We start from the raw sequence: 17,441 nt of genomic DNA on the forward strand, positions 1-17,441 counted from the left end.
AAAACAACGACCACATAGGTGGATATTTAGAGCGAATGAGACAGGCGGATACACTAGGTTTTAAATTATTACTTTCTCTCTAATGCACTAGGTGTTATACATATATATAACACCATCTCAACCAAGAGATTCACTCATGACTAATTGGCATGATCGCCAACCGATATTTCGACAGTTGGCAGACCAGATCACGCAGCAAATACTGCAAGGTGTCTGGCAAGAAGGCGATGCTCTGCCCTCCGTCCGTAGCATCTCTGCAGATATGAAAATTAACCACCTCACCGTTATGAAAGGCTATCAATTGCTTGTTGATGACGGGCTAGTGGAGAAAAAACGCGGTCAAGGTATGTTTGTCGCTTCAGGAGCAAAGCTCAAATTACTCGCAGACGAGAAGGCACGTTTTCTTCAGCAACAAATTCCGCAGATAGCCGACACAATACAGCGTCTGGATATGTCACTCGACGAATTCATTCAACAACTAAAACCACACTTGAAAGGTGACCAATGAGCGCATTAGTCAGTGTAAACAACGTCTCCAAGCAATATCAGCAACAAGGAGAAGCACTGCATGAAGTGAGTTTCGACCTACATGCAGGACAAGTACTTGGCTTACTCGGCCATAATGGCGCAGGTAAATCAACGCTTATTAATGCCCTACTCGGTGCACATGAATATCAGGGCACTATTCGTATCAACGGATTTGAACCTATTATGCAACGCGACAAGATAATGCAGAGCTTATCCTACATCTCGGATGTCAACGTTCTGCCAGATTGGATGACCGTTGCTCAACTGCTTAACTATACCGAGGGCGTGCATCCAGGGTTCAATCGCGCCCAAGCAGATACGCTACTTCGTCAAACGGACATCAAACCTCGTGCGCGCATCAAATCTTTATCCAAAGGGATGAAGGTGCAATTACACCTCGCGATTGTGATCGCGACCAACACCCAAATCCTCATATTGGATGAACCGACACTCGGGTTAGATCTCGTGTATCGCGAGACGTTTTATCGTCACTTATTGGAATGGTTTCACGACGGCGAGCGCGTGTTGATCATCGCCAGTCATGAAGTATCAGAGATTGAGCACTTGCTGACAGATGTTCTGATTCTTAAGCATGGTCGCCCCGTTCTGCAAACCTCGATGGACAGTATCAGTGAAGACTATTTCATTCTTGAAGCCAACGACGAGCACCGCACACAAATTGAAGCGATGAACCCACTCTCGTCACAAAAAGGCCTCGGTTCAACGAAATGGTTACTCAAAGCCCAGTATGCCCAACAAGCAGAAACAATGGGTTCCATCCATGGGGTGAAGTTAGCGGATCTATTTTTAGCATTGCAGAAGGAGGCAGCGTAATGCGTTCAGTTGTCGCGATGTTGCAAAAAGAGTGGTTAGAAAACCCTCTTGTTTTACGTATTCCACTGTTTGTGTTGGCGTGTGGAGTTATTCTCTTTGTGAGTTTAATGAGTAACGATACTCTACAACACAATATGTTTTTCCAAATGAGCTTTGGTGGCGATGTCAGTGACATTCACAAAGAGCTTGGTGATGACGTCAATATGTTGATTTCCGGAGGAGCAGGGCTGCTGTCTATCTTGTTAGCCGTTCAGTACTTCCCAAGAACGCTACGCAAAGAACGGGCGGAAGGCAGCATTATGTTTTGGCGCAGTATGCCTGTCAGTGACATAAAAACCCATTTAGTGAAGCTAGGATTTGGCTTATTGGTGATTCCGCTTGTCTGCTCGGTGCTCGTACTCGCTGCAAATTTAATGTTGTGGTTGCTGAACATCTCTACTGATCACCAATTGGCTTTATTGTACCGCCAAGCCTCGTTAGGTTACGTGCTGCTGCATTGGGGAGAGTTTTTAATCAGAATGTTGTTCACCGGTATTCTGCTGTTACCGCTGGCATTAACTGCGATGGCTATTTCACAAAAAGTGAACTCACCACTGGTCATTTTGTTTATCGCCATTTATGCGCTGCGTTGGATGCCTATCGCACTTTTTGGTTTCTACGGGCTAGATCAGTTTTTCTCCGAAGTGCTTTACCTTCCGCTGCACGCCATTATTACACCAAACCCATTCAATGCCATTCCTCAAGCGGGTTGGTTAAACGTTGGCATTTACGCCTTCATTGGTATTCTTGGTTGGACAGCTAGCCTCAAGTTCAGCCGAACTATCCAATAATGCTTCGTTCAATAAACGACCAAACCAAGTCATAAAAAAACGGTCACAACCAGTGTTGTGACCGTTTTATTTCGCCTCTAGGAGCTCATCCACTTAACTTTAACCAAGGAATGAAATGTAGCCTTGCAAGATAATTAAGTTGACGATGTCGATAAAGAAAGCGCCCACAATTGGCACCACCATAAATGCTTGTGGCGACGGGCCAAATCGGTTAACGATCGAACCCATGTTCATTACGGCTGTTGGGGTTGCCCCCAAGCCAAAACCGCAGTGCCCCCCTGCAATAACAGCAGCATCGTAGTTGCTTCCCATCACTTTGAACGTAACATAGTACGTAAAGATTGCTAAGACGACAGACTGCACAGCTAAAATAACCAAGAATGGAATCGCTAGATCGAAGATATTCCATAACTTCAAGCTCATCAGAGCCATCGCTAAGAACAGAGATAGCGATACCGTACCTAACATATCTACCGTTTCGGCATCTAACTTACGAATCTTGGTCACTTCCAAGAAATTCGTAATGATCACACCAATGAATAGCGCATATACGAAGTCTGGAATCATCAGCCATGAGATTTCATACGTGCTTACCCATTGCTCGACATACTTGGCCCCAGTAACACAGATCAGTAGGAAGAAGAGTTTCTCCACCACTTTTTTCGCCGTTACTTTATCTTCTTCGTATTCATTGTAAGTCACCAACTCCGGGAATTTCTCGTGAGTTTTGGCATCTCGACCACCACGACCATACTCAGACTCTATGCTGTTCTTTTCGACTAGGCGCTGCGCTACAGGGCTACCAATGATACCGCCGATGATCAAACCAAAAGTCGCTGATGCCATTGCAATTTCTAAGACGTTATCCAATCCATACACGTCTTGAAAGGTTTGTGACCACGCAGCACCTGTACCATGACCACCAGACAGAGTAATCGAGCCAGCAATTAACCCCATCAAAGGATCTAAACCGAGCGCCGCCGCAAGTGAAACGCCAACGCCGTTTTGTATGATGATGTAAAACGATGCGACAGCTAAGAAGATAAAAACCTTCGCACCTCCTTTCATCAACTGAGTGTAATTTGCGGCCAAACCAACTGTCGCAAAAAACATTAACATAAACGTATTTTGTAATGGCAAGTCGAACTCTAAATCGATGCCGTTGAAATGAAGAGCAGTAATCATGCAGGCTACAATAAGACCACCTACAATCGGCTCAGGTATGTTGAATTTCTTTAAAATCGGTAGCTTAGCATTAATAAAATGCCCCAGGAAAAGCACACTAATTGCGACCAAGAAGGACTCCAGTGCACCTACAGATATTAAATGATTCATATCGCCTCTTATTATTGTTCTCTTCATTCTCCGTAATGAATGAGTGTTAGTTTAACCTTCGTTCAATAGCAAATTTTCTCGCTTTATTGTTTCGAAAATACTCAAAAAGTTGGTGTAGATGCGCCTTAGGCTAGTTTAAGGGGCGCTCCTTAAGCGATGTGTCAGTTTTTACGCTGTTAGCAAGCCCTTAAATGTGAAAGGAGCTGATACAGCTCCTTCAAATGGCCCCTCGCAATACCTGTGCGTTATCGCTTGGGCTGTCGTGTTGTGAGTAAATTCTGGGTGACACTTTCTGAACCACTTCGGGCTCCCTTACTTAAACAGAATGTGTCAATTACTATCAAACAAAGTTCCTTCCCGTTGTAACCGCTAAACGCCGAGAGCGCGTTCAAAACAATTGGGTTTGCCTGTTCCTGTCGTAGCTTTTCAACTCTGGCTCATGGTGTATAAACGAGCCGAATCCAAGGAAACTCTCAGGCTGCAACAAACGTTTTCGTCACAACGGAGCAGGATTATAACATATCGCTGATAATTTTCTTCAATTCAGTGATATTCACCAACCCCATAGTTAAACCTTGCAATGATTAACTGCCTATTATCATTTTCACAGATAAAGATCGAAGCACAGTTACTCAGTAAGCTTCTTAGAATACGATGCATAGCTAATAACTTCACCGCCGTTCTTATCCAGGAGGTCTTGATAAACGCCCTAGAGAACCAAGCAGCCGAAATATGCGATGTTATCATGATTGCTTTTCGAGACCGACGTCCCGACTTTGGCTAATGAGTACAACCCCAACTATGCATCAGACAAAAACATGTATAATTTTTTATACAAGTTATTCAATAACAAGAGTCCCACATGAACATTCATTCGCTTTGCCCTGCACTATTACTCAGCGTCGTCTCATCAGCTACAGCAGCTGAAAACATTCGTATTCAATATTCTCCCGTAGAGACAACTCATGAAAAAATCGCCCAACAATCTATTCAAAGCAGCGATGTAAACACCATCTTTGTTGAGCTGTCTCAGGCCTACTTTCCATTTGATCAAGCTCTCACGCTGGTTTACGGCGGAGAAGATGGTCCAATGTATGATCCTGATACACACACAATATACGTTCCTTACACTTTTTATTTGGAGTCGCTCAATTACTTCTCCAATAATCAGTATGAAGAACGCTTCGGAAAATCCCCAAAAACAGGGGCGCTAGATACGTTATTGCACACTTTACTTCATGAAGCTGGACATGCTTACATCGAAGATCAAAGCATCCCTGTTCTCGGAAAAGAAGAAGATGCGGTCGATAATTTTGCCACTATTTTAATGATTGACTTCCTAGAAGATGGCGCAGATATGGCCATTAGCGCCGCCGACATGTTCGCATTCGAATCCGACGACAGACCGGACTACTACGATTTTGGCGAGTACATTGACGAACACAGCTTTGATTTGCAGCGTTACTTTTCAACGTTATGTTTGGTGTACGGTAGTGATCCTGAGCAATACAAAGCCTTACTCGATGAAGTAGAAAAAGACTACCTGCGTGATCGCAAAGAGTTCTGCCAATTCAATTACGGCAACATTCGCGACAATTGGCTGCATTACTTGCAAAACAATGAACCAAAAGAAAATTCGCCACGTAAAAGCGATTAGAAAATCTCAAATAAGAAGACCGCAATGACAAAACTCACCATATTTTATGACGGAACCTGCCCGCTTTGTGTCAAAGAGATGAAGGCGCTAAAACAACGCGATTCCAAGCAGCACATCAAAACCGTCGATATCTATAGTGATACATTCGCAGATTATCCGCAGATCGATCCTGAACAAGCCAACACCATTTTGCACGCCCTCAACGAAAAGGGGGAGCTTCTGCTTGGGTTGGACGTGACTCATCGTGCGTGGCAATTAGTTGGTCGCGGTTGGCTCTACGCTCCACTGCGTTGGCGCCTCGTTAAACCTGTTGCTGACTGGCTTTACCTCAAATTCGCAAAGAATAGGTATCGCGTCTCATATTGGTTAACAGGGACTTCTCGTTGCAATAGTGGGTCTTGTTCACGTTAATTGTGATCCCGCTTAAAAATGCTACGACCTTCGTCTAGATTTACAAATTTCCAGTACTTCTGATTGAGTAACTCGGTTAATCTCTAAGCATTACAACAATAAGTATTAACACTTTTATCAGGTAAGCTTATTCAGCTTGTCACTTGTAACGCTGCGCCGAGAGAAGGACGTCTCTATGAATCTGACGATCAGAAAACGACTATATATCCTTTCAATAATTCCAATTCTAACTATGGCAATAGGCATGATGTGGTTCACCTACCTACAAACCACTGCCTACAACGAGCACGAGATTGAGCAAACTCGAAGTCGAATGATGGAGATGAAAAAAGCCGAACTCAAAAGTTACGTGCAAATGGCGCGTTCCGCTGTCGAGCCACTACTCGCACAAAATGCCCCACTGGAAGAGGCTCTGCCTATCTTGAAACAACTAGAGTTTGGTCAATCCGGCTACATCTTTGGTTATGATTCAAAAGGCGTTCGCGTCGTGGTGGGTAAAAACACCAAAGGCATCGGGGAAAACTTCTATAACTTGCAGGACAAGAAAGGCAATTACCTGATTCAGGATTTGCTAAAAAATGCCAAAACTGGTGAGTTCACGACTTATTACTTCCCGAAACTCGGTCAGAGTGAAGCACTACCGAAACTCAGCTACTCAGTCTTTATTCCTGAATGGGACTTGATGTTGGGAACGGGTTTCTACACGGACGATATCGACGCCATTGTGGCAGACATGGAAAAAGCCGCACACGAAGATCTCAACACCACACTAACTGCGATAGCCCTGTTTTGTGCCTCGATAACAGCGATAGTTGCAGTCTTTGCCGTATTTGTTAACCGCAGCATCATGAAACCTATTGAGCAGTTTGATGCCTCAATCCACTCTTTCGCACAAGGCGATGCAGATTTAACAGCGCGCATGGAAGAATCTAGCGTGCCGGAGTTCACGCAGCTGAGCCGCAACTTCAATATCTTCGTTGAAAGCCTGCAAGGCATCATCAAGAGTGTTAGCCATGTCGGACAAGAAGTGGTTTCAGAGACCAACGAGATGTCACAGCGTGCATCGCAAGTGGACGAGTTAGCTTCAGGTCAACGTGAAGAAACCGAACAGGTCGCTGCGGCAATGACCGAGATGACAGCAACGGCGCACGAGATTTCAAACAACGCTAACCAAGCAGCGCAATCAGCCAGAGACGCCGATGAAAATTCACAGCAAGCGAAACACATTGTTGATTCCGCAGCAAACTCCGTCGAAGCGCTCGCGCTAGAGGTGTCGGAAGCCAGCACGGTAATTTCTCGTTTAGAGAGCGACGTACAAAACATTTCTTCTTCGCTAGAAGTGATTCAAGACATTGCCGAGCAAACCAACCTATTGGCACTAAACGCAGCCATTGAAGCAGCCCGTGCAGGCGAACAAGGTCGAGGCTTCGCAGTCGTTGCCGATGAGGTTCGTAAACTGGCAAGTCGCACTCAAGACAGCACAGGCGAAATTCACCAAATGATTGAGCAGTTGAAGTCTGGCTCGGATGCAGCAGTGAAAGCCATGGGCTCAAGCCAAGCGCGTGGTGAAGCAACGGTTGAGGAAGCACGAGCTGCCTCTGCCGCACTGCAAGAAATCCAAGCCGCAATTGCTAACATCATGGACATGAACACCCTGATCGCAACAGCAACCGAAGAGCAAAGCCAAGTTGGCCAAGAGATTTCACAACGCATCGAAGTCATCTCTCAACAAAGCAGCCAATCGGCACACCTTGCGAATCAAAACCGCGCAGGTAGTGGCAACCTAAACCACAAAGCTAACGAGCTGTACGACTTGGTCGGTCGCTTTACGGTTTAACGCTTTCCTCACCAATTCACCATGCAAACAGCGACGCCAAAACGTCGCTGTTTTTATTTCTGCTATCCTCATACGACTTAGCTATAATGCCGCCAACTTAGCACCCATAAGGGCAAACCAGATGATTATTATGACCACCAATTTCGGTGACATCGAGATTGAACTGAACCTAGAACGAGCGCCAGTTAGCTCAAAGAACTTCAAAAAATACTGTGAAGATGGCTTCTACAACGGCACCATTTTCCACCGCGTTATCGATGGCTTTATGATTCAAGGTGGCGGTCACACCGAAGACATGGCAGAAAAGCCAACGCGCGGACCAATCGCGAACGAAGCAAACCGTGGTCTAAAGAACCTTGTTGGCACTATCGCAATGGCGCGTACCGATGCACCGCACTCTGCAACGGCACAGTTCTTCATTAACTTGGAAGACAATGATTTCCTAGACCACACTGCAACTACCAACCTAGGCTGGGGCTACGCCGTGTTTGGTAAAGTGACCGCGGGTATGGATGTCGTAAATCGCATCGCGAAAGTGAAAACGACCTCTAAGCTTGGTCACGATGATGTGCCATGCGATCCAATCATTATTGAGAAAGTGACAGTCAGCGAATAAGCCCATTCGCCTCTTCGGAGAAATCGTCGCTATAAAACGACAAAAGCGCCTAATGTCAGATGACTTAGGCGCTTTTTGTTTTTGTTGCTGAAACAAATGAGCAGCGAGTTTACAGTGTAAAGAGTGAGCAGTTCTAGCGATTACATCCCTTTGAACAAACTTTGAGATGCACGGCTCACAGCGAGCTTAGTTTCTCCAACGTGAACAAACATTCTTCCAGCAAAGTCTTTGTTTACTTTGCTAATTTTGCACACTTGCACAACGCTTGAACGGTGTACTTGCCAGAACTGTTCTGGGTTAAGCTGCCCTATCAACTCTTTCAACGAGGTGCGAATCAAATACTCCTGCACTTTGCCTTGTCCTTGTTGGGCATACACAGAAACGTATTTTTCTTCCGCTTTGAAATACAATACATCAGACGTAGCAATCAGATGAATATCTTCCCCTTGCGTCGCTTTGATCCACTGAAGATATTGCGGCGTTTGTGGCGCGGATAATTGCTGCAACTGTTCTAACAGACTGCTCATCTGCACATTACTGCTTTCTTGCTCTCGCTTAGCAAGGCGTGCTTTCACTCTTTCACACGTCGTCAGCAGGCGCTCATCCGAGATAGGCTTGAGCAAATAATCGGCGGCATTTTGTTCAAAGGCTTTGATGGCGTAATCATCGTACGCAGTGACAAACACAATCAAAGGTGGATTGGCGAGTTGATTGAGTTTTTGCGCTAGTGTCATGCCATCCAGAACTGGCATACGAATATCAAGAAACGCAATGTCAGGTTGGTTTTGCTCAATGACTTGCAACGCTTGTTCACCATCCGCGACTTTGGCTATCACCTCTAGCTCTGGCCACACTTCAGCTAGGCTTTTATCAAGATGACGCCTCAATAGCGGTTCATCATCAGCAATAATGGCAGTAAACCCTGTATTCATTCCTTTCTTCCTTGATTACGATTCCATTGGCCAGCGCAAGCGAACACAAACGCCACCCTGAGCAGACTCACTGATAGAAACCTCCCCTTGCCCTGCGAACAAAGCTTCAACTCGCTGCTTGAGATTACTTAAACCGACGCCAGAGCCCATGTGCCCACTCACGTGATTTAAGCCAACACCTGTGTCTCTGACTTCAATCAGCAAGTTCTGTTGTTCGCGCTTAATCAGCAAACGGACTTCACCGCCTTCTCGCTTCGGCTCAATACCATGGATGATGGCGTTTTCGATTAAGGGTTGAAGCATCATCGGCGGTAACTCGCTTCTGCCTAACCCCTCTTCCACTTCAATCTTGTAACTGAGTCGGTCACCCAAACGAGTTTGCTGGATGCCTAAGTAAGCCTCAAGTAACGCCGTTTCATTGTCTATGGTGGTGTGCTCTTCACGTGAGCTTTTGAGCGTTGCACGCAGCAGCGCGGTTAACTGTTCTAGCATCAGCTTAGCTTTATCAACATCTTGCGACATGAGCGCACTGATATTTGCCAAGGTATTAAATAGAAAATGCGGCTCAATCTGGCTTTGCATCTGCTTAAGCTGACTAAGTAATAGTGCACGATCTTGCTCTGCTTTCTCGCGTTTGATGGCTTCCAACTCTCGTTGAGCGATTGCATGTTGCTCGCGTGAGTAGAAATAGAAAAAGCACATGGCACTGAATAACAACCCCATGAGTCCAACCGATAGCATACCTGAGATGCCGAAATATTCTCCGAGCCAAAACTGGGCGTTTACCACACCGAACAATAAGCAAGCCGTCAGCGAGATAGCCACTTCCGCCAAACGAGGAATGGTAGGAAACAGGCGGTCGACAAGCCATGAGAAGAAGATAGCCGAATAGCCAAATCCAAAACTCACCATAACATGAACGTAGAATGAGCCCCCCCAAACAGAAAGCGTCATTGCTGCGATAAAGAGACAAAATGCCGTGGTCACTAATAAGCTACGCGACCATCCACTTTTCACCACTGATTTTGCTGAACACATTTAGAATTTCCCTTTGATGTTAAAAACAATCATATGCTTATCATTGATTTGTGCGTAAGCAGATTGGTCGTCTCCGGTTAAAAAGCGTGCGGCAACTTCCACTTCTACACTTTGATCGCCGGTATCAATCCATTGGTAGTTAAGCCACTGCGTGACAATCACACCACCATCTTGTGGCGCCAACATCACATCCAACGTAGGGGTTACATCACTTAGCCAGCCCATATCCGCTTTGCCGTTCCATGCAGCCCATGCTTCTACATCCCAACTCCAGTGCAGCATTACGTTATGCTGAACGATATTGGCATGCTGAAACCCTTGAGCGTAGCTTGTTGCAAGTAGAGACGTTTGGGGATTAAGGGTTTCAGAGAGTAGTTCGCCACGTTCTATTGCTTGTTGCCATTCGCTTTTCGACCATGCTCGGCTGTCGTACCAATATTCGGCAATCACGTTGTGTCCGGCTTGGTTTGCCCAATTCACCCCAACTAAGGCTTGGAATGCGCTGCCCTGGTCCTCAACCGAAACGGGTTGGTAAAGATCACCCTGCTGAAACTGATAGCCGACACTTTGCTTTTGCCACAGCATGGAGCCGTGCATGGCGATGGATTCATCCCACACTGCAATGGCACTGGCTCCAAGCAAACCTCGGCGCACATCATCGTAATAACCAATAAGTTGATACTCAGTGTCACCCACCAGCGCATAACGACGAATACCAACACCTTGCTGCTCTGCGGCTTGATCAAGAGCACTCTGGTCTTGTTGCCCCCAGCTTGAATCCGTCGCAATAACTGTCCACTCGCCGGCCATATCGTAGTGTGAAAGTGAAAACACGCCCGCCCCCTCTTCTGCGACTAAGCCAACCGGGTTTTGTCGATAAGGCTTAAACAGGTCCAAAGGTCGGTAGCCATAACCCACGCCCCAATCCACGCGCAACTTACCCAAACTCACATCAAGAGTGGTATCACCGACTTGCCACTCCCCTAGCCAAGCCAGCTCACGAATCAGCAACTGGTTATCAGCTTCACTCCACCACTCACTCTCTCCTCGTTGATTGAAGTACAAACCTTGGCTGTACAGAGCAAACAAACCACTGAAGTTTTGATAGGTCACCTGCACATCCAACAGTGCGTTAAGTGAATCACGAGAACTGCCCTGCGCTTGCATAAATGCGCTATCACGCTGCTTGGCCGTTTCGTAGCTGACAGCCCAATCCCACTCAAAACTCAGCTCATCATTGGCAAAAACTGGGGCTGCTGTGCCCACACACAACGACGCAGCAATCAACAAACTGGTGCTTTTGTTAACGTTAGGCTGGTGCGATTTCATGTGACTTCCTTGCTCGTTTTCATGGATCTATTTACGGAGTTCAGGCTAAAGCTGAGTCGTATTGGCTTTCGGCAAATAACTTGGGTTGTAGAACTTGTTATCCAACTGCCAAGGCACGATTTCTTGATACTCGATAACGGTCTTTTTGCTCGGTTGAATGCTATCAAGCAAGGTCATCTCACTGACGTAGTCTTCACCGTTGTCAGTTGCACGTCCGTATTGCGCTTGCTTGGCGAGTTTGCCAGAGCGCAAGTAGAGATCGGCTTTGATTGGAAATGCATCTTGCTCAGACAACCATAAGTCGATCTTCTGATAACTCGCTCCTTTGGTTTTCGCGGTTAAGGCAAGGTGATAAGCCGCGACACTTTCTCCATTCACCGAAACAGTTTCTGTCGCTTTCCATTCACCTTGATAATCTTGGCTCCACGTCAGGGTTGAGATGTCGCCGATAGACGCTTCACCAAGCAGCTTCTGCATTGGCGTAATGCGAATCGGACGGCGGCTCTTTGGCATTTGCAGCCAGTAGTTGTCGCCCATCATCAGCATCTTTTGCCCAGCTTCGACTGCTGATTTGAACACCACCAGCGATTCACGATTTGGACGCGTGTACACGTGGTAAAGACGGGTTTTATCTAACTCTTGGTCTTGATATAAGCGCACCAGTGACACCACTTTGGAGGAGTCATCTTGCAAGCGGTAGCTGTCGGCTTTTTCAATCAATTGCGCAACTTGCTGTGCATCTAGTGCTGTTTCATTCGCACTGACATTCATGCTTGCAACGCCAGTTACCGTCAGCAATGCAATTGGTAATAGTGATTTGAAATTAAACATAAATCAGTGCCTCCGTAATTGGCTTGTTCACCCCTTTGCGTGCCGAGAAAAACGCCGCAACCAAACAAATCATCAATACTGCAAATCCTGCTATAGCTACTAGCTCCCAAGAGAAGTAAATCGTTAATGGGTAACCTTCTGTGCGTCCTGGCGGTGGCGGCATTTGCACATCCACGACCATCAGTAAGACGGTAACTAACGCAGTAAACAAAGCGCCGATTAAGCTGCCAATCACGGCAAGTAACCCTGCTTCGCGCAAGAACCCAGCAATGATTTCTCGAGGGTAGCTACCAAGAGCCGACAAGGTGCCGATTTCACGTGTACGCTCGGTGACCGACATGGTCATGGTGTTGAACAGCGCGACAAAGACCACCAACGCCATTACTGCACCCATGATGCCGAAGATACGGTCGTACAAATCTTTCACTTTGAGATAGAAGAACGCGCGCTCTTGCCAAGGCGTGATCTCAATATCTTGATCGCCCAAGTTCTGCTTTTGCTTACTAAGAACCGAAGCTACTTGTTGCTCGACTTGGCTAGTTAAACTGGTATCGAACAGGAAGACCGATAACGCGCTGACTTTGTCTGAACCGAGCAGCGATTGCGCGCTGTTGATGTGTACGTAAAGCTGGCGTTTATCAAGCTCTGGCACGCCAGTTGAGAAGACGCCACGAACTTTGAAGTCATACGCGTTCAACGCACCGTCGGTTGTGGTCGCCAGCAAAGTGATCCAATCACCAACGTGCACGCTTAGGTTGTTCGCTAAATCAACGCCAAGCATCACTTCTGGCTCTGCTGGGTCATAACGCGATGCATGAATGTTGGACAGCGTCTGCCCTTCGCGCACATCCAAAAACGGTCCTTTCATATCGAATTCGCGTTCGTTAACACCAATGCCGATAAAGATCGATGACTTGTTGCCGTTGGAAATCAAACCGCTGAACTCAACTCGTGGCTGCACGCCTCGCACTTCGTTTAAGCCAATCAATTGCTTGGTGATGTCGCCGGCGTGAGTTAACCCGTTACTCAGCGGCATCTCTTCTTCTTTGGCGAAGTAACCCGGTGTGGTTAACGTCAGATGCCCCGTGTCACGTGCTGTCGATTCTTTCAAACTGTCGTAGGTGTATAGACCAAAACCGCCCGCACTGGTTAAGGCAAACACGGCAATGGCAATGATCAACATCGACAATAAACTGCGACGGCGATTGCGTTGCAGGTTCAACCAAGCAAGGCGAACGGAAACTGGAATTAGCTTGCCCATGAAACCTCCTCCACACTTGCGTGCGTTTGGGTAATTTTGCCGTCCACCAATTCAATGGTGCGATCGCAGCGGGATGCCATACGAGGGTCGTGAGTGGCGACGATAAAAGTAGTACCAAGCTCGTGTCCGAGCCCTTTCATAATATCGATGACCTTGTTGGCAGTTTGGCTATCAAGACTTGCGGTTGGCTCATCAGCAATCACCAACGCCGGTTTGTGCACTAAAGCGCGCGCAATTGCCACTCGCTGTTGCTGACCGCCTGATAGGTTGTCTGGCATGTGATGAATAAACTCGCCTAAGCCAACGTGCTCTAGCATTTGTGTGGCGAGCTCGGTTTGTTCCGCTTTTGAAAAACCGTTGAGATACAGCGGATACGCCACGTTCTCCAACGCTGTCATCACAGGGACAAGATTGAATTTTTGGAACACAAAGCCAAGCTTTTCACGACGCATTTTCGCAGCCTGCGTTTGTCCGGTTGGGTATGGGCTGCCTGCAAATGTCACCTGACCTTGGTATTGAGTATCCAGCATGCCAAGCACGTTAAGTAAGGTGCTTTTGCCTGAGCCAGACGGCCCGCACAATGCCACCATTTCGCCGGCAAACACTTCACCAGACACGTCTCGCAATGCACGCACGGTTTGGCTACCAAGGGCGTAATCGCGGCTAAGTTGATTAAAAACGATCATGACGCCTCCCTAATACTTGGCTAGCAACGCTTTCGCGGTTTGCGTTTCTAGATTGCTATCACCTAACTGCTCCATTTGCGCTAACCATATTTTGGCTTGTTGAACATCTTCAGCACGCAATGCAGCTTCAATGGCGTAGCGATAAATCCAAGACGTTGCCGCGAAAGGTTGTTGGCTAAAACTCGGTTCATCGAGCAGAGAAAGGTACAGCTCGTAGCCACGCTCAAAGTGATTGAACATGTCAGGCAGAGAGGTAAACGTAGTAGCTGCCATGGCGGTAGCTAGCTGGTATTCCGGCAAGCCTTGTAAGCGTTGTTGCTCTTGCAGTGGTACTGGCTGATTCGCCATTAAATCCAAGCCTTTTTGGATTGTGGCAAGACCGCGCTCGGTGAACTTCATCTTGTTCCAAGGCATAAACGCCTCACGACCTTGCAACGTCTCCGCACTGCCCAAGTAAACCAAGGTCACCGGCGTTGCGCCCTGCTCTTCGAGTTGTTTGGATAGTTCGCCATAAACAGTATCAACTAAGCCAGAGTCACCCTGTGCTGCTTGGTTGAATTGACTGAGTGTGCGCTCGCTTGGGTTAGCCAGAGCCAGATTGCTGCTAAGTGCAAATGCGGCGATAAACGTACTTGCCAGTTTAAGAGCTTTGATTGAGCGAGATTGAGAAACCATCATGTACTGTCCTTAGTTGAACGTGATTTGATGGTTTCAGATTAAGGGAGAAGATCGCACGCTGCTTTTGCATGCGACCAATGGCAGTTATGCAGAGTGAATGGTATTGAGAGAGGATGAATGACATTCACTTAAACAGAAAATACAATTCCGCTCATTCGTAACTCTACATTTTTACGGCAGTCACAATAAAAACACTGGCTTAAAATCTGAGGCTAGTGTATTTATCCATCCCACAGCTACCCATAACAGACAGTGTCGCACTCTCCTTTCTTACACACCTTTGCATGGTGTCTGTTGTTTCGAAATCGAGATTCTTAGCATCGGAATAGTTTGAACTCTTCGAGTTTTAGTTGTTTTCGCACTCAAAATAGGTGCGTTATTAGGTCGTTGAAAATGAATAAGCGTTATTTCCCAAGAGTTGATTTGCCACTGCTAATGGCGATCATTCCGATCATGCTGTTAAGTTCGCTCACTCTCTGGAGTGCCAGTAGCTTTAATGAGGCGATGCTCTTCAAACATTTGGCGCGCTGCGGACTGACATTAGTTTGTATCTTGATCATGTCCTCGATTCCAGCGTCCAGCTATCAGCGCTCAGCTCCATATCTCTACATTATTGCGGTTGCTCTGCTACTTGCTGTCGCTTTATTTGGTGATAGCACCAATGGCTCTCAACGTTGGCTCGATATCGGCTTCTTCCGCTTTCAACCGTCTGAGCTAATCAAACTTTCCATTCCAATCATGATCGCCTGGATGCTGCATATTGAAGGAGGTCGACCAGACAGTCGGAAAATTGCGTTTTGCTTACTTATTACAATGATTCCTGCCGGGTTAATCGCGCTACAACCGGATTTAGACGGTGCAGTTTTTACCGTCATTTATGCATTGTTCGTTTTGTTTTTGGCTGGCATGAGCTGGAAAATAATATGCGGGTTTATTGCGAGCATTTTAACGTTAGCACCTATTTTATGGTTCTTCGTTATGGAAACCTATCAAAAGAGCCGTGTAACACAGTTCTTGCACCCTGAGTCCGATCCACTGGGTTCGGGCTACCAAATCATCCAATCTTTGATTGCGATTGGCTCAGGCGGTATGAAAGGCAAAGGTTGGATGAATGCAACGCAGGGAACACTTGGCTTTATTCCAGAAAGTCATACGGACTTTATTTTTTCGACCTATGCGGAAGAATGGGGCTTTGTTGGCAGTTTAGTCTTACTCGCATTGTACTTGTTTATTACTGCACGCGTTATGTTGCTTGCATGTCAGTCTGACCACTTTTTTAGTCGGCTGGTAAGTGGCGCATTAGCGATGAGCTTTTTTCTGTATGCTTTTATCAATACGGGCATGGTGAGTGGCTTGTTGCCAGTAATGGGTAGCCCACTTCCCTTCTTTAGCTATGGCGGCACGGCGATGCTAACTCAAGGTATCTGTTTTGGTGTAATCATGTCGCTGTGTTATTCCAAATATCGTAACGCATAGCGTTGCTTGAGAAAAAGCGATCAAAAAAGGCTTCCCTAAGGAAGCCTTTTTACAACGATATGAGCGAATTAATTACAGCTCTGCGTTGTGGTAAACCTGCTGAACATCATCACAGTCATCTAGAAGATCTAGGAATTTCTGGAATTTCTCAGCATCTTCACCCGATACAGGCGTATGAGTTTGCGGAACGAATGTGATTTCTTCAACATCGATCGTTAGATCTGGGAATGCACCGTTAAGCGCAGTTTTTGTTTTGAAGAATTCTGTGTGAGGTGCGAATACAGTGATAACACCGTCTTCTAGCTCAACGTCAGTAACGTCTACGTCTTCCATCATTAGCGTTTCTAGGATGATTTCATCATCGTCGCCTTTGAACTGGAATACCGCTTGGTGATCGAACATGTGAGAAACCGAGCCCTCAACACCAATTTTCGCACCGACTTTCACAAAGCATTGGCGTACATCTTGGAAAGTACGGTTGCCGTTGTCTGTTAGACAGTCAACGATAACGCTAGTACCGCCAGGGCCGAAGCCTTCGTAACGTGCTGGAGTGTAGTCTTCACCACCGCCACCGTTCGCTTTGTCGATCGCTTTATCGATAACGTGCGCAGGAACTTGGTCTTTTTTCGCTTTTGCGATCAGGTGTTTCAAAGACAAGTTCATGTCTGGATCACCACCACCGTTTTTCGCGCACATGTAAATTTCTTTACCGTATTTGGAATAAACTTTAATTTTCGCGCCTGCAGTTTTCGCCATAGAGGCTTTGCGCACTTCAAAACTTCTTCCCATCGGGATGTCTCTCTAAATTCAAATTTAATGCGAAGGATTTTAGCAAAAAGCGAAACCTTTTCAATTTCGCTTAGCAAAGGAATAGGGAGGTTACCTCATTCGTCGCATTGGATTGAACCATTGCCACGGTTCGCGTTAAGCGACACCCATTACTCGTTTGTACTTTTCGACCGATTGCTGAAAAAACGCCTTTTCATCAGCATCGTTAATCTTGGACAACTGTTCTTCTATTGCTTCAGGACCAGATTTGGCCTCTCTGAGCTTCCAAACCAAAAACGACGCCTGCTTATCCAGTTCGATTTTGTTTTTTTCGTCAGGCGGCAATAGGGATAGATTAAACGACATTCACAGCCTCAAGGTACTTTAAATACTA

Annotated in this window: 18 protein-coding genes; 8 read left to right on the forward strand and 10 right to left on the reverse strand. The window is 46.4% G+C overall.

The genetic code is table 11. The features are described from left to right. The first annotated feature begins 136 nt into the window (after nucleotides 1-136). Genes R7M72_RS05140 through R7M72_RS05150 form a run of 3 tightly spaced genes read left to right on the forward strand, consistent with a single transcriptional unit; the run spans nucleotide 137 to nucleotide 2,192 of the window. Nucleotides 137-508, forward strand: coding sequence for a GntR family transcriptional regulator (locus tag R7M72_RS05140; protein ID WP_005374444.1), 372 nt, complete (start codon nucleotides 137-139; stop codon nucleotides 506-508). Then, nucleotides 505-1,362, forward strand: coding sequence for an ABC transporter ATP-binding protein (locus tag R7M72_RS05145; RefSeq protein WP_005383221.1), 858 nt, complete (start codon nucleotides 505-507; stop codon nucleotides 1,360-1,362). The genes R7M72_RS05140 and R7M72_RS05145 overlap by 4 nt, the downstream gene beginning before the upstream one ends. Beyond that, nucleotides 1,362-2,192: a hypothetical protein gene (locus tag R7M72_RS05150; RefSeq protein WP_171342396.1), complete on the forward strand. Its 831-nt coding sequence runs from the start codon at nucleotides 1,362-1,364 to the stop codon at nucleotides 2,190-2,192. The genes R7M72_RS05145 and R7M72_RS05150 overlap by 1 nt, the downstream gene beginning before the upstream one ends. Before the next feature lie 99 nt (nucleotides 2,193-2,291). Here R7M72_RS05150 and gltS read toward each other — a convergent pair whose 3' ends face one another. Further along, on the reverse strand, nucleotides 2,292-3,527 hold the full coding sequence (gene gltS, locus R7M72_RS05155; RefSeq protein WP_005374448.1) for a sodium/glutamate symporter: 1,236 nt from the start codon (nucleotides 3,525-3,527) through the stop codon (nucleotides 2,292-2,294). Between the two features lie 862 nt (nucleotides 3,528-4,389). Between gltS and R7M72_RS05160 the strand changes: the two genes are divergently transcribed. The 4 genes from R7M72_RS05160 (at nucleotide 4,390) to R7M72_RS05175 (ending at nucleotide 8,048) form a co-directional block, all read left to right on the forward strand. After that, nucleotides 4,390-5,184 carry a DUF4344 domain-containing metallopeptidase gene (locus R7M72_RS05160; RefSeq protein WP_054575271.1) on the forward strand — a complete coding sequence of 265 codons (795 nt, stop codon included), beginning with the start codon at nucleotides 4,390-4,392 and terminating at the stop codon, nucleotides 5,182-5,184. A gap of 24 nt (nucleotides 5,185-5,208) precedes the next feature. Further along, on the forward strand, nucleotides 5,209-5,595 hold the full coding sequence (locus R7M72_RS05165; protein ID WP_053303982.1) for a thiol-disulfide oxidoreductase DCC family protein: 387 nt from the start codon (nucleotides 5,209-5,211) through the stop codon (nucleotides 5,593-5,595). Nucleotides 5,596-5,770: 175 nt separating this feature from the next. Then, the gene (locus R7M72_RS05170) at nucleotides 5,771-7,432 is read left to right on the forward strand and encodes a methyl-accepting chemotaxis protein (RefSeq protein WP_053303981.1); all 1,662 of its coding nucleotides are present in this window, start codon (nucleotides 5,771-5,773) and stop codon (nucleotides 7,430-7,432) included. Between the two features lie 121 nt (nucleotides 7,433-7,553). After that, nucleotides 7,554-8,048: a peptidylprolyl isomerase gene (locus tag R7M72_RS05175; RefSeq protein ID WP_054575272.1), complete on the forward strand. Its 495-nt coding sequence runs from the start codon at nucleotides 7,554-7,556 to the stop codon at nucleotides 8,046-8,048. Between the two features lie 140 nt (nucleotides 8,049-8,188). Here the strand turns inward: R7M72_RS05175 and R7M72_RS05180 are convergent, their stop codons facing one another. From R7M72_RS05180 to R7M72_RS05210, 7 genes are read right to left on the reverse strand one after another with little or no spacing between them, the layout of a single operon-like run. Further along, nucleotides 8,189-8,980, reverse strand: a complete 792-nt coding sequence (locus R7M72_RS05180) for a LytR/AlgR family response regulator transcription factor (RefSeq protein WP_213966443.1) — start codon at nucleotides 8,978-8,980, stop codon at nucleotides 8,189-8,191. Nucleotides 8,981-8,995: 15 nt separating this feature from the next. Beyond that, nucleotides 8,996-10,018: a sensor histidine kinase gene (locus R7M72_RS05185; RefSeq protein WP_074051920.1), complete on the reverse strand. Its 1,023-nt coding sequence runs from the start codon at nucleotides 10,016-10,018 to the stop codon at nucleotides 8,996-8,998. Continuing rightward, nucleotides 10,019-11,347 (reverse strand): hypothetical protein, encoded by a 1,329-nt coding sequence (locus tag R7M72_RS05190; protein ID WP_318056081.1) that lies wholly within the window; start codon nucleotides 11,345-11,347, stop codon nucleotides 10,019-10,021. Nucleotides 11,348-11,392: 45 nt separating this feature from the next. Next, nucleotides 11,393-12,178, reverse strand: a complete 786-nt coding sequence (locus R7M72_RS05195; protein WP_065275571.1) for an outer membrane lipoprotein-sorting protein — start codon at nucleotides 12,176-12,178, stop codon at nucleotides 11,393-11,395. Beyond that, nucleotides 12,171-13,439 (reverse strand): ABC transporter permease, encoded by a 1,269-nt coding sequence (locus R7M72_RS05200; RefSeq protein ID WP_213909326.1) that lies wholly within the window; start codon nucleotides 13,437-13,439, stop codon nucleotides 12,171-12,173. The genes R7M72_RS05195 and R7M72_RS05200 overlap by 8 nt, the downstream gene beginning before the upstream one ends. Next, nucleotides 13,427-14,125: an ABC transporter ATP-binding protein gene (locus R7M72_RS05205; protein WP_315957360.1), complete on the reverse strand. Its 699-nt coding sequence runs from the start codon at nucleotides 14,123-14,125 to the stop codon at nucleotides 13,427-13,429. Before R7M72_RS05205 ends, R7M72_RS05200 begins: the two co-directional genes overlap by 13 nt. A 9-nt stretch (nucleotides 14,126-14,134) precedes the next feature. Continuing rightward, the gene (locus tag R7M72_RS05210; RefSeq protein WP_005383200.1) at nucleotides 14,135-14,803 is read right to left on the reverse strand and encodes a hypothetical protein; all 669 of its coding nucleotides are present in this window, start codon (nucleotides 14,801-14,803) and stop codon (nucleotides 14,135-14,137) included. 393 nt (nucleotides 14,804-15,196) lie between these two features. Between R7M72_RS05210 and rodA the strand changes: the two genes are divergently transcribed. After that, entirely contained in the window at nucleotides 15,197-16,279 is a 1,083-nt protein-coding gene (rodA, locus tag R7M72_RS05215; protein WP_318056082.1) for a rod shape-determining protein RodA, read from the forward strand. A gap of 72 nt (nucleotides 16,280-16,351) precedes the next feature. Here the strand turns inward: rodA and R7M72_RS05220 are convergent, their stop codons facing one another. Beyond that, complete coding sequence (locus R7M72_RS05220) at nucleotides 16,352-17,068, reverse strand: YebC/PmpR family DNA-binding transcriptional regulator (RefSeq protein ID WP_005374482.1); 717 nt, start codon at nucleotides 17,066-17,068, stop codon at nucleotides 16,352-16,354. A 135-nt stretch (nucleotides 17,069-17,203) separates the two neighbouring features. Next, the gene (locus R7M72_RS05225) at nucleotides 17,204-17,413 is read right to left on the reverse strand and encodes a DUF3283 family protein (protein ID WP_005374484.1); all 210 of its coding nucleotides are present in this window, start codon (nucleotides 17,411-17,413) and stop codon (nucleotides 17,204-17,206) included. Between the last annotated feature and the right edge of the window lie 28 nt (nucleotides 17,414-17,441).

The organism is Vibrio sp. YT-18 (genome assembly GCF_033337345.1).
Lineage (GTDB): Bacteria > Pseudomonadota > Gammaproteobacteria > Enterobacterales > Vibrionaceae > Vibrio > Vibrio alginolyticus.

Coding starts and splice junctions, on each gene's coding strand:
- R7M72_RS05140 (WP_005374444.1), top strand. CDS start 137: ATGACTAATTGGCATGATCGCCAACCGATATTTCGACAGTTGGCAGAC.
- R7M72_RS05145 (WP_005383221.1), top strand. CDS start 505: ATGAGCGCATTAGTCAGTGTAAACAACGTCTCCAAGCAATATCAGCAA.
- R7M72_RS05150 (WP_171342396.1), top strand. CDS start 1,362: ATGCGTTCAGTTGTCGCGATGTTGCAAAAAGAGTGGTTAGAAAACCCT.
- gltS (WP_005374448.1), bottom strand. CDS start 3,527: ATGAATCATTTAATATCTGTAGGTGCACTGGAGTCCTTCTTGGTCGCA.
- R7M72_RS05160 (WP_054575271.1), top strand. CDS start 4,390: ATGAACATTCATTCGCTTTGCCCTGCACTATTACTCAGCGTCGTCTCA.
- R7M72_RS05165 (WP_053303982.1), top strand. CDS start 5,209: ATGACAAAACTCACCATATTTTATGACGGAACCTGCCCGCTTTGTGTC.
- R7M72_RS05170 (WP_053303981.1), top strand. CDS start 5,771: ATGAATCTGACGATCAGAAAACGACTATATATCCTTTCAATAATTCCA.
- R7M72_RS05175 (WP_054575272.1), top strand. CDS start 7,554: ATGATTATTATGACCACCAATTTCGGTGACATCGAGATTGAACTGAAC.
- R7M72_RS05180 (WP_213966443.1), bottom strand. CDS start 8,980: ATGAATACAGGGTTTACTGCCATTATTGCTGATGATGAACCGCTATTG.
- R7M72_RS05185 (WP_074051920.1), bottom strand. CDS start 10,018: ATGTGTTCAGCAAAATCAGTGGTGAAAAGTGGATGGTCGCGTAGCTTA.
- R7M72_RS05190 (WP_318056081.1), bottom strand. CDS start 11,347: ATGAAATCGCACCAGCCTAACGTTAACAAAAGCACCAGTTTGTTGATT.
- R7M72_RS05195 (WP_065275571.1), bottom strand. CDS start 12,178: ATGTTTAATTTCAAATCACTATTACCAATTGCATTGCTGACGGTAACT.
- R7M72_RS05200 (WP_213909326.1), bottom strand. CDS start 13,439: ATGGGCAAGCTAATTCCAGTTTCCGTTCGCCTTGCTTGGTTGAACCTG.
- R7M72_RS05205 (WP_315957360.1), bottom strand. CDS start 14,125: ATGATCGTTTTTAATCAACTTAGCCGCGATTACGCCCTTGGTAGCCAA.
- R7M72_RS05210 (WP_005383200.1), bottom strand. CDS start 14,803: ATGATGGTTTCTCAATCTCGCTCAATCAAAGCTCTTAAACTGGCAAGT.
- rodA (WP_318056082.1), top strand. CDS start 15,197: ATGAATAAGCGTTATTTCCCAAGAGTTGATTTGCCACTGCTAATGGCG.
- R7M72_RS05220 (WP_005374482.1), bottom strand. CDS start 17,068: ATGGGAAGAAGTTTTGAAGTGCGCAAAGCCTCTATGGCGAAAACTGCA.
- R7M72_RS05225 (WP_005374484.1), bottom strand. CDS start 17,413: ATGTCGTTTAATCTATCCCTATTGCCGCCTGACGAAAAAAACAAAATC.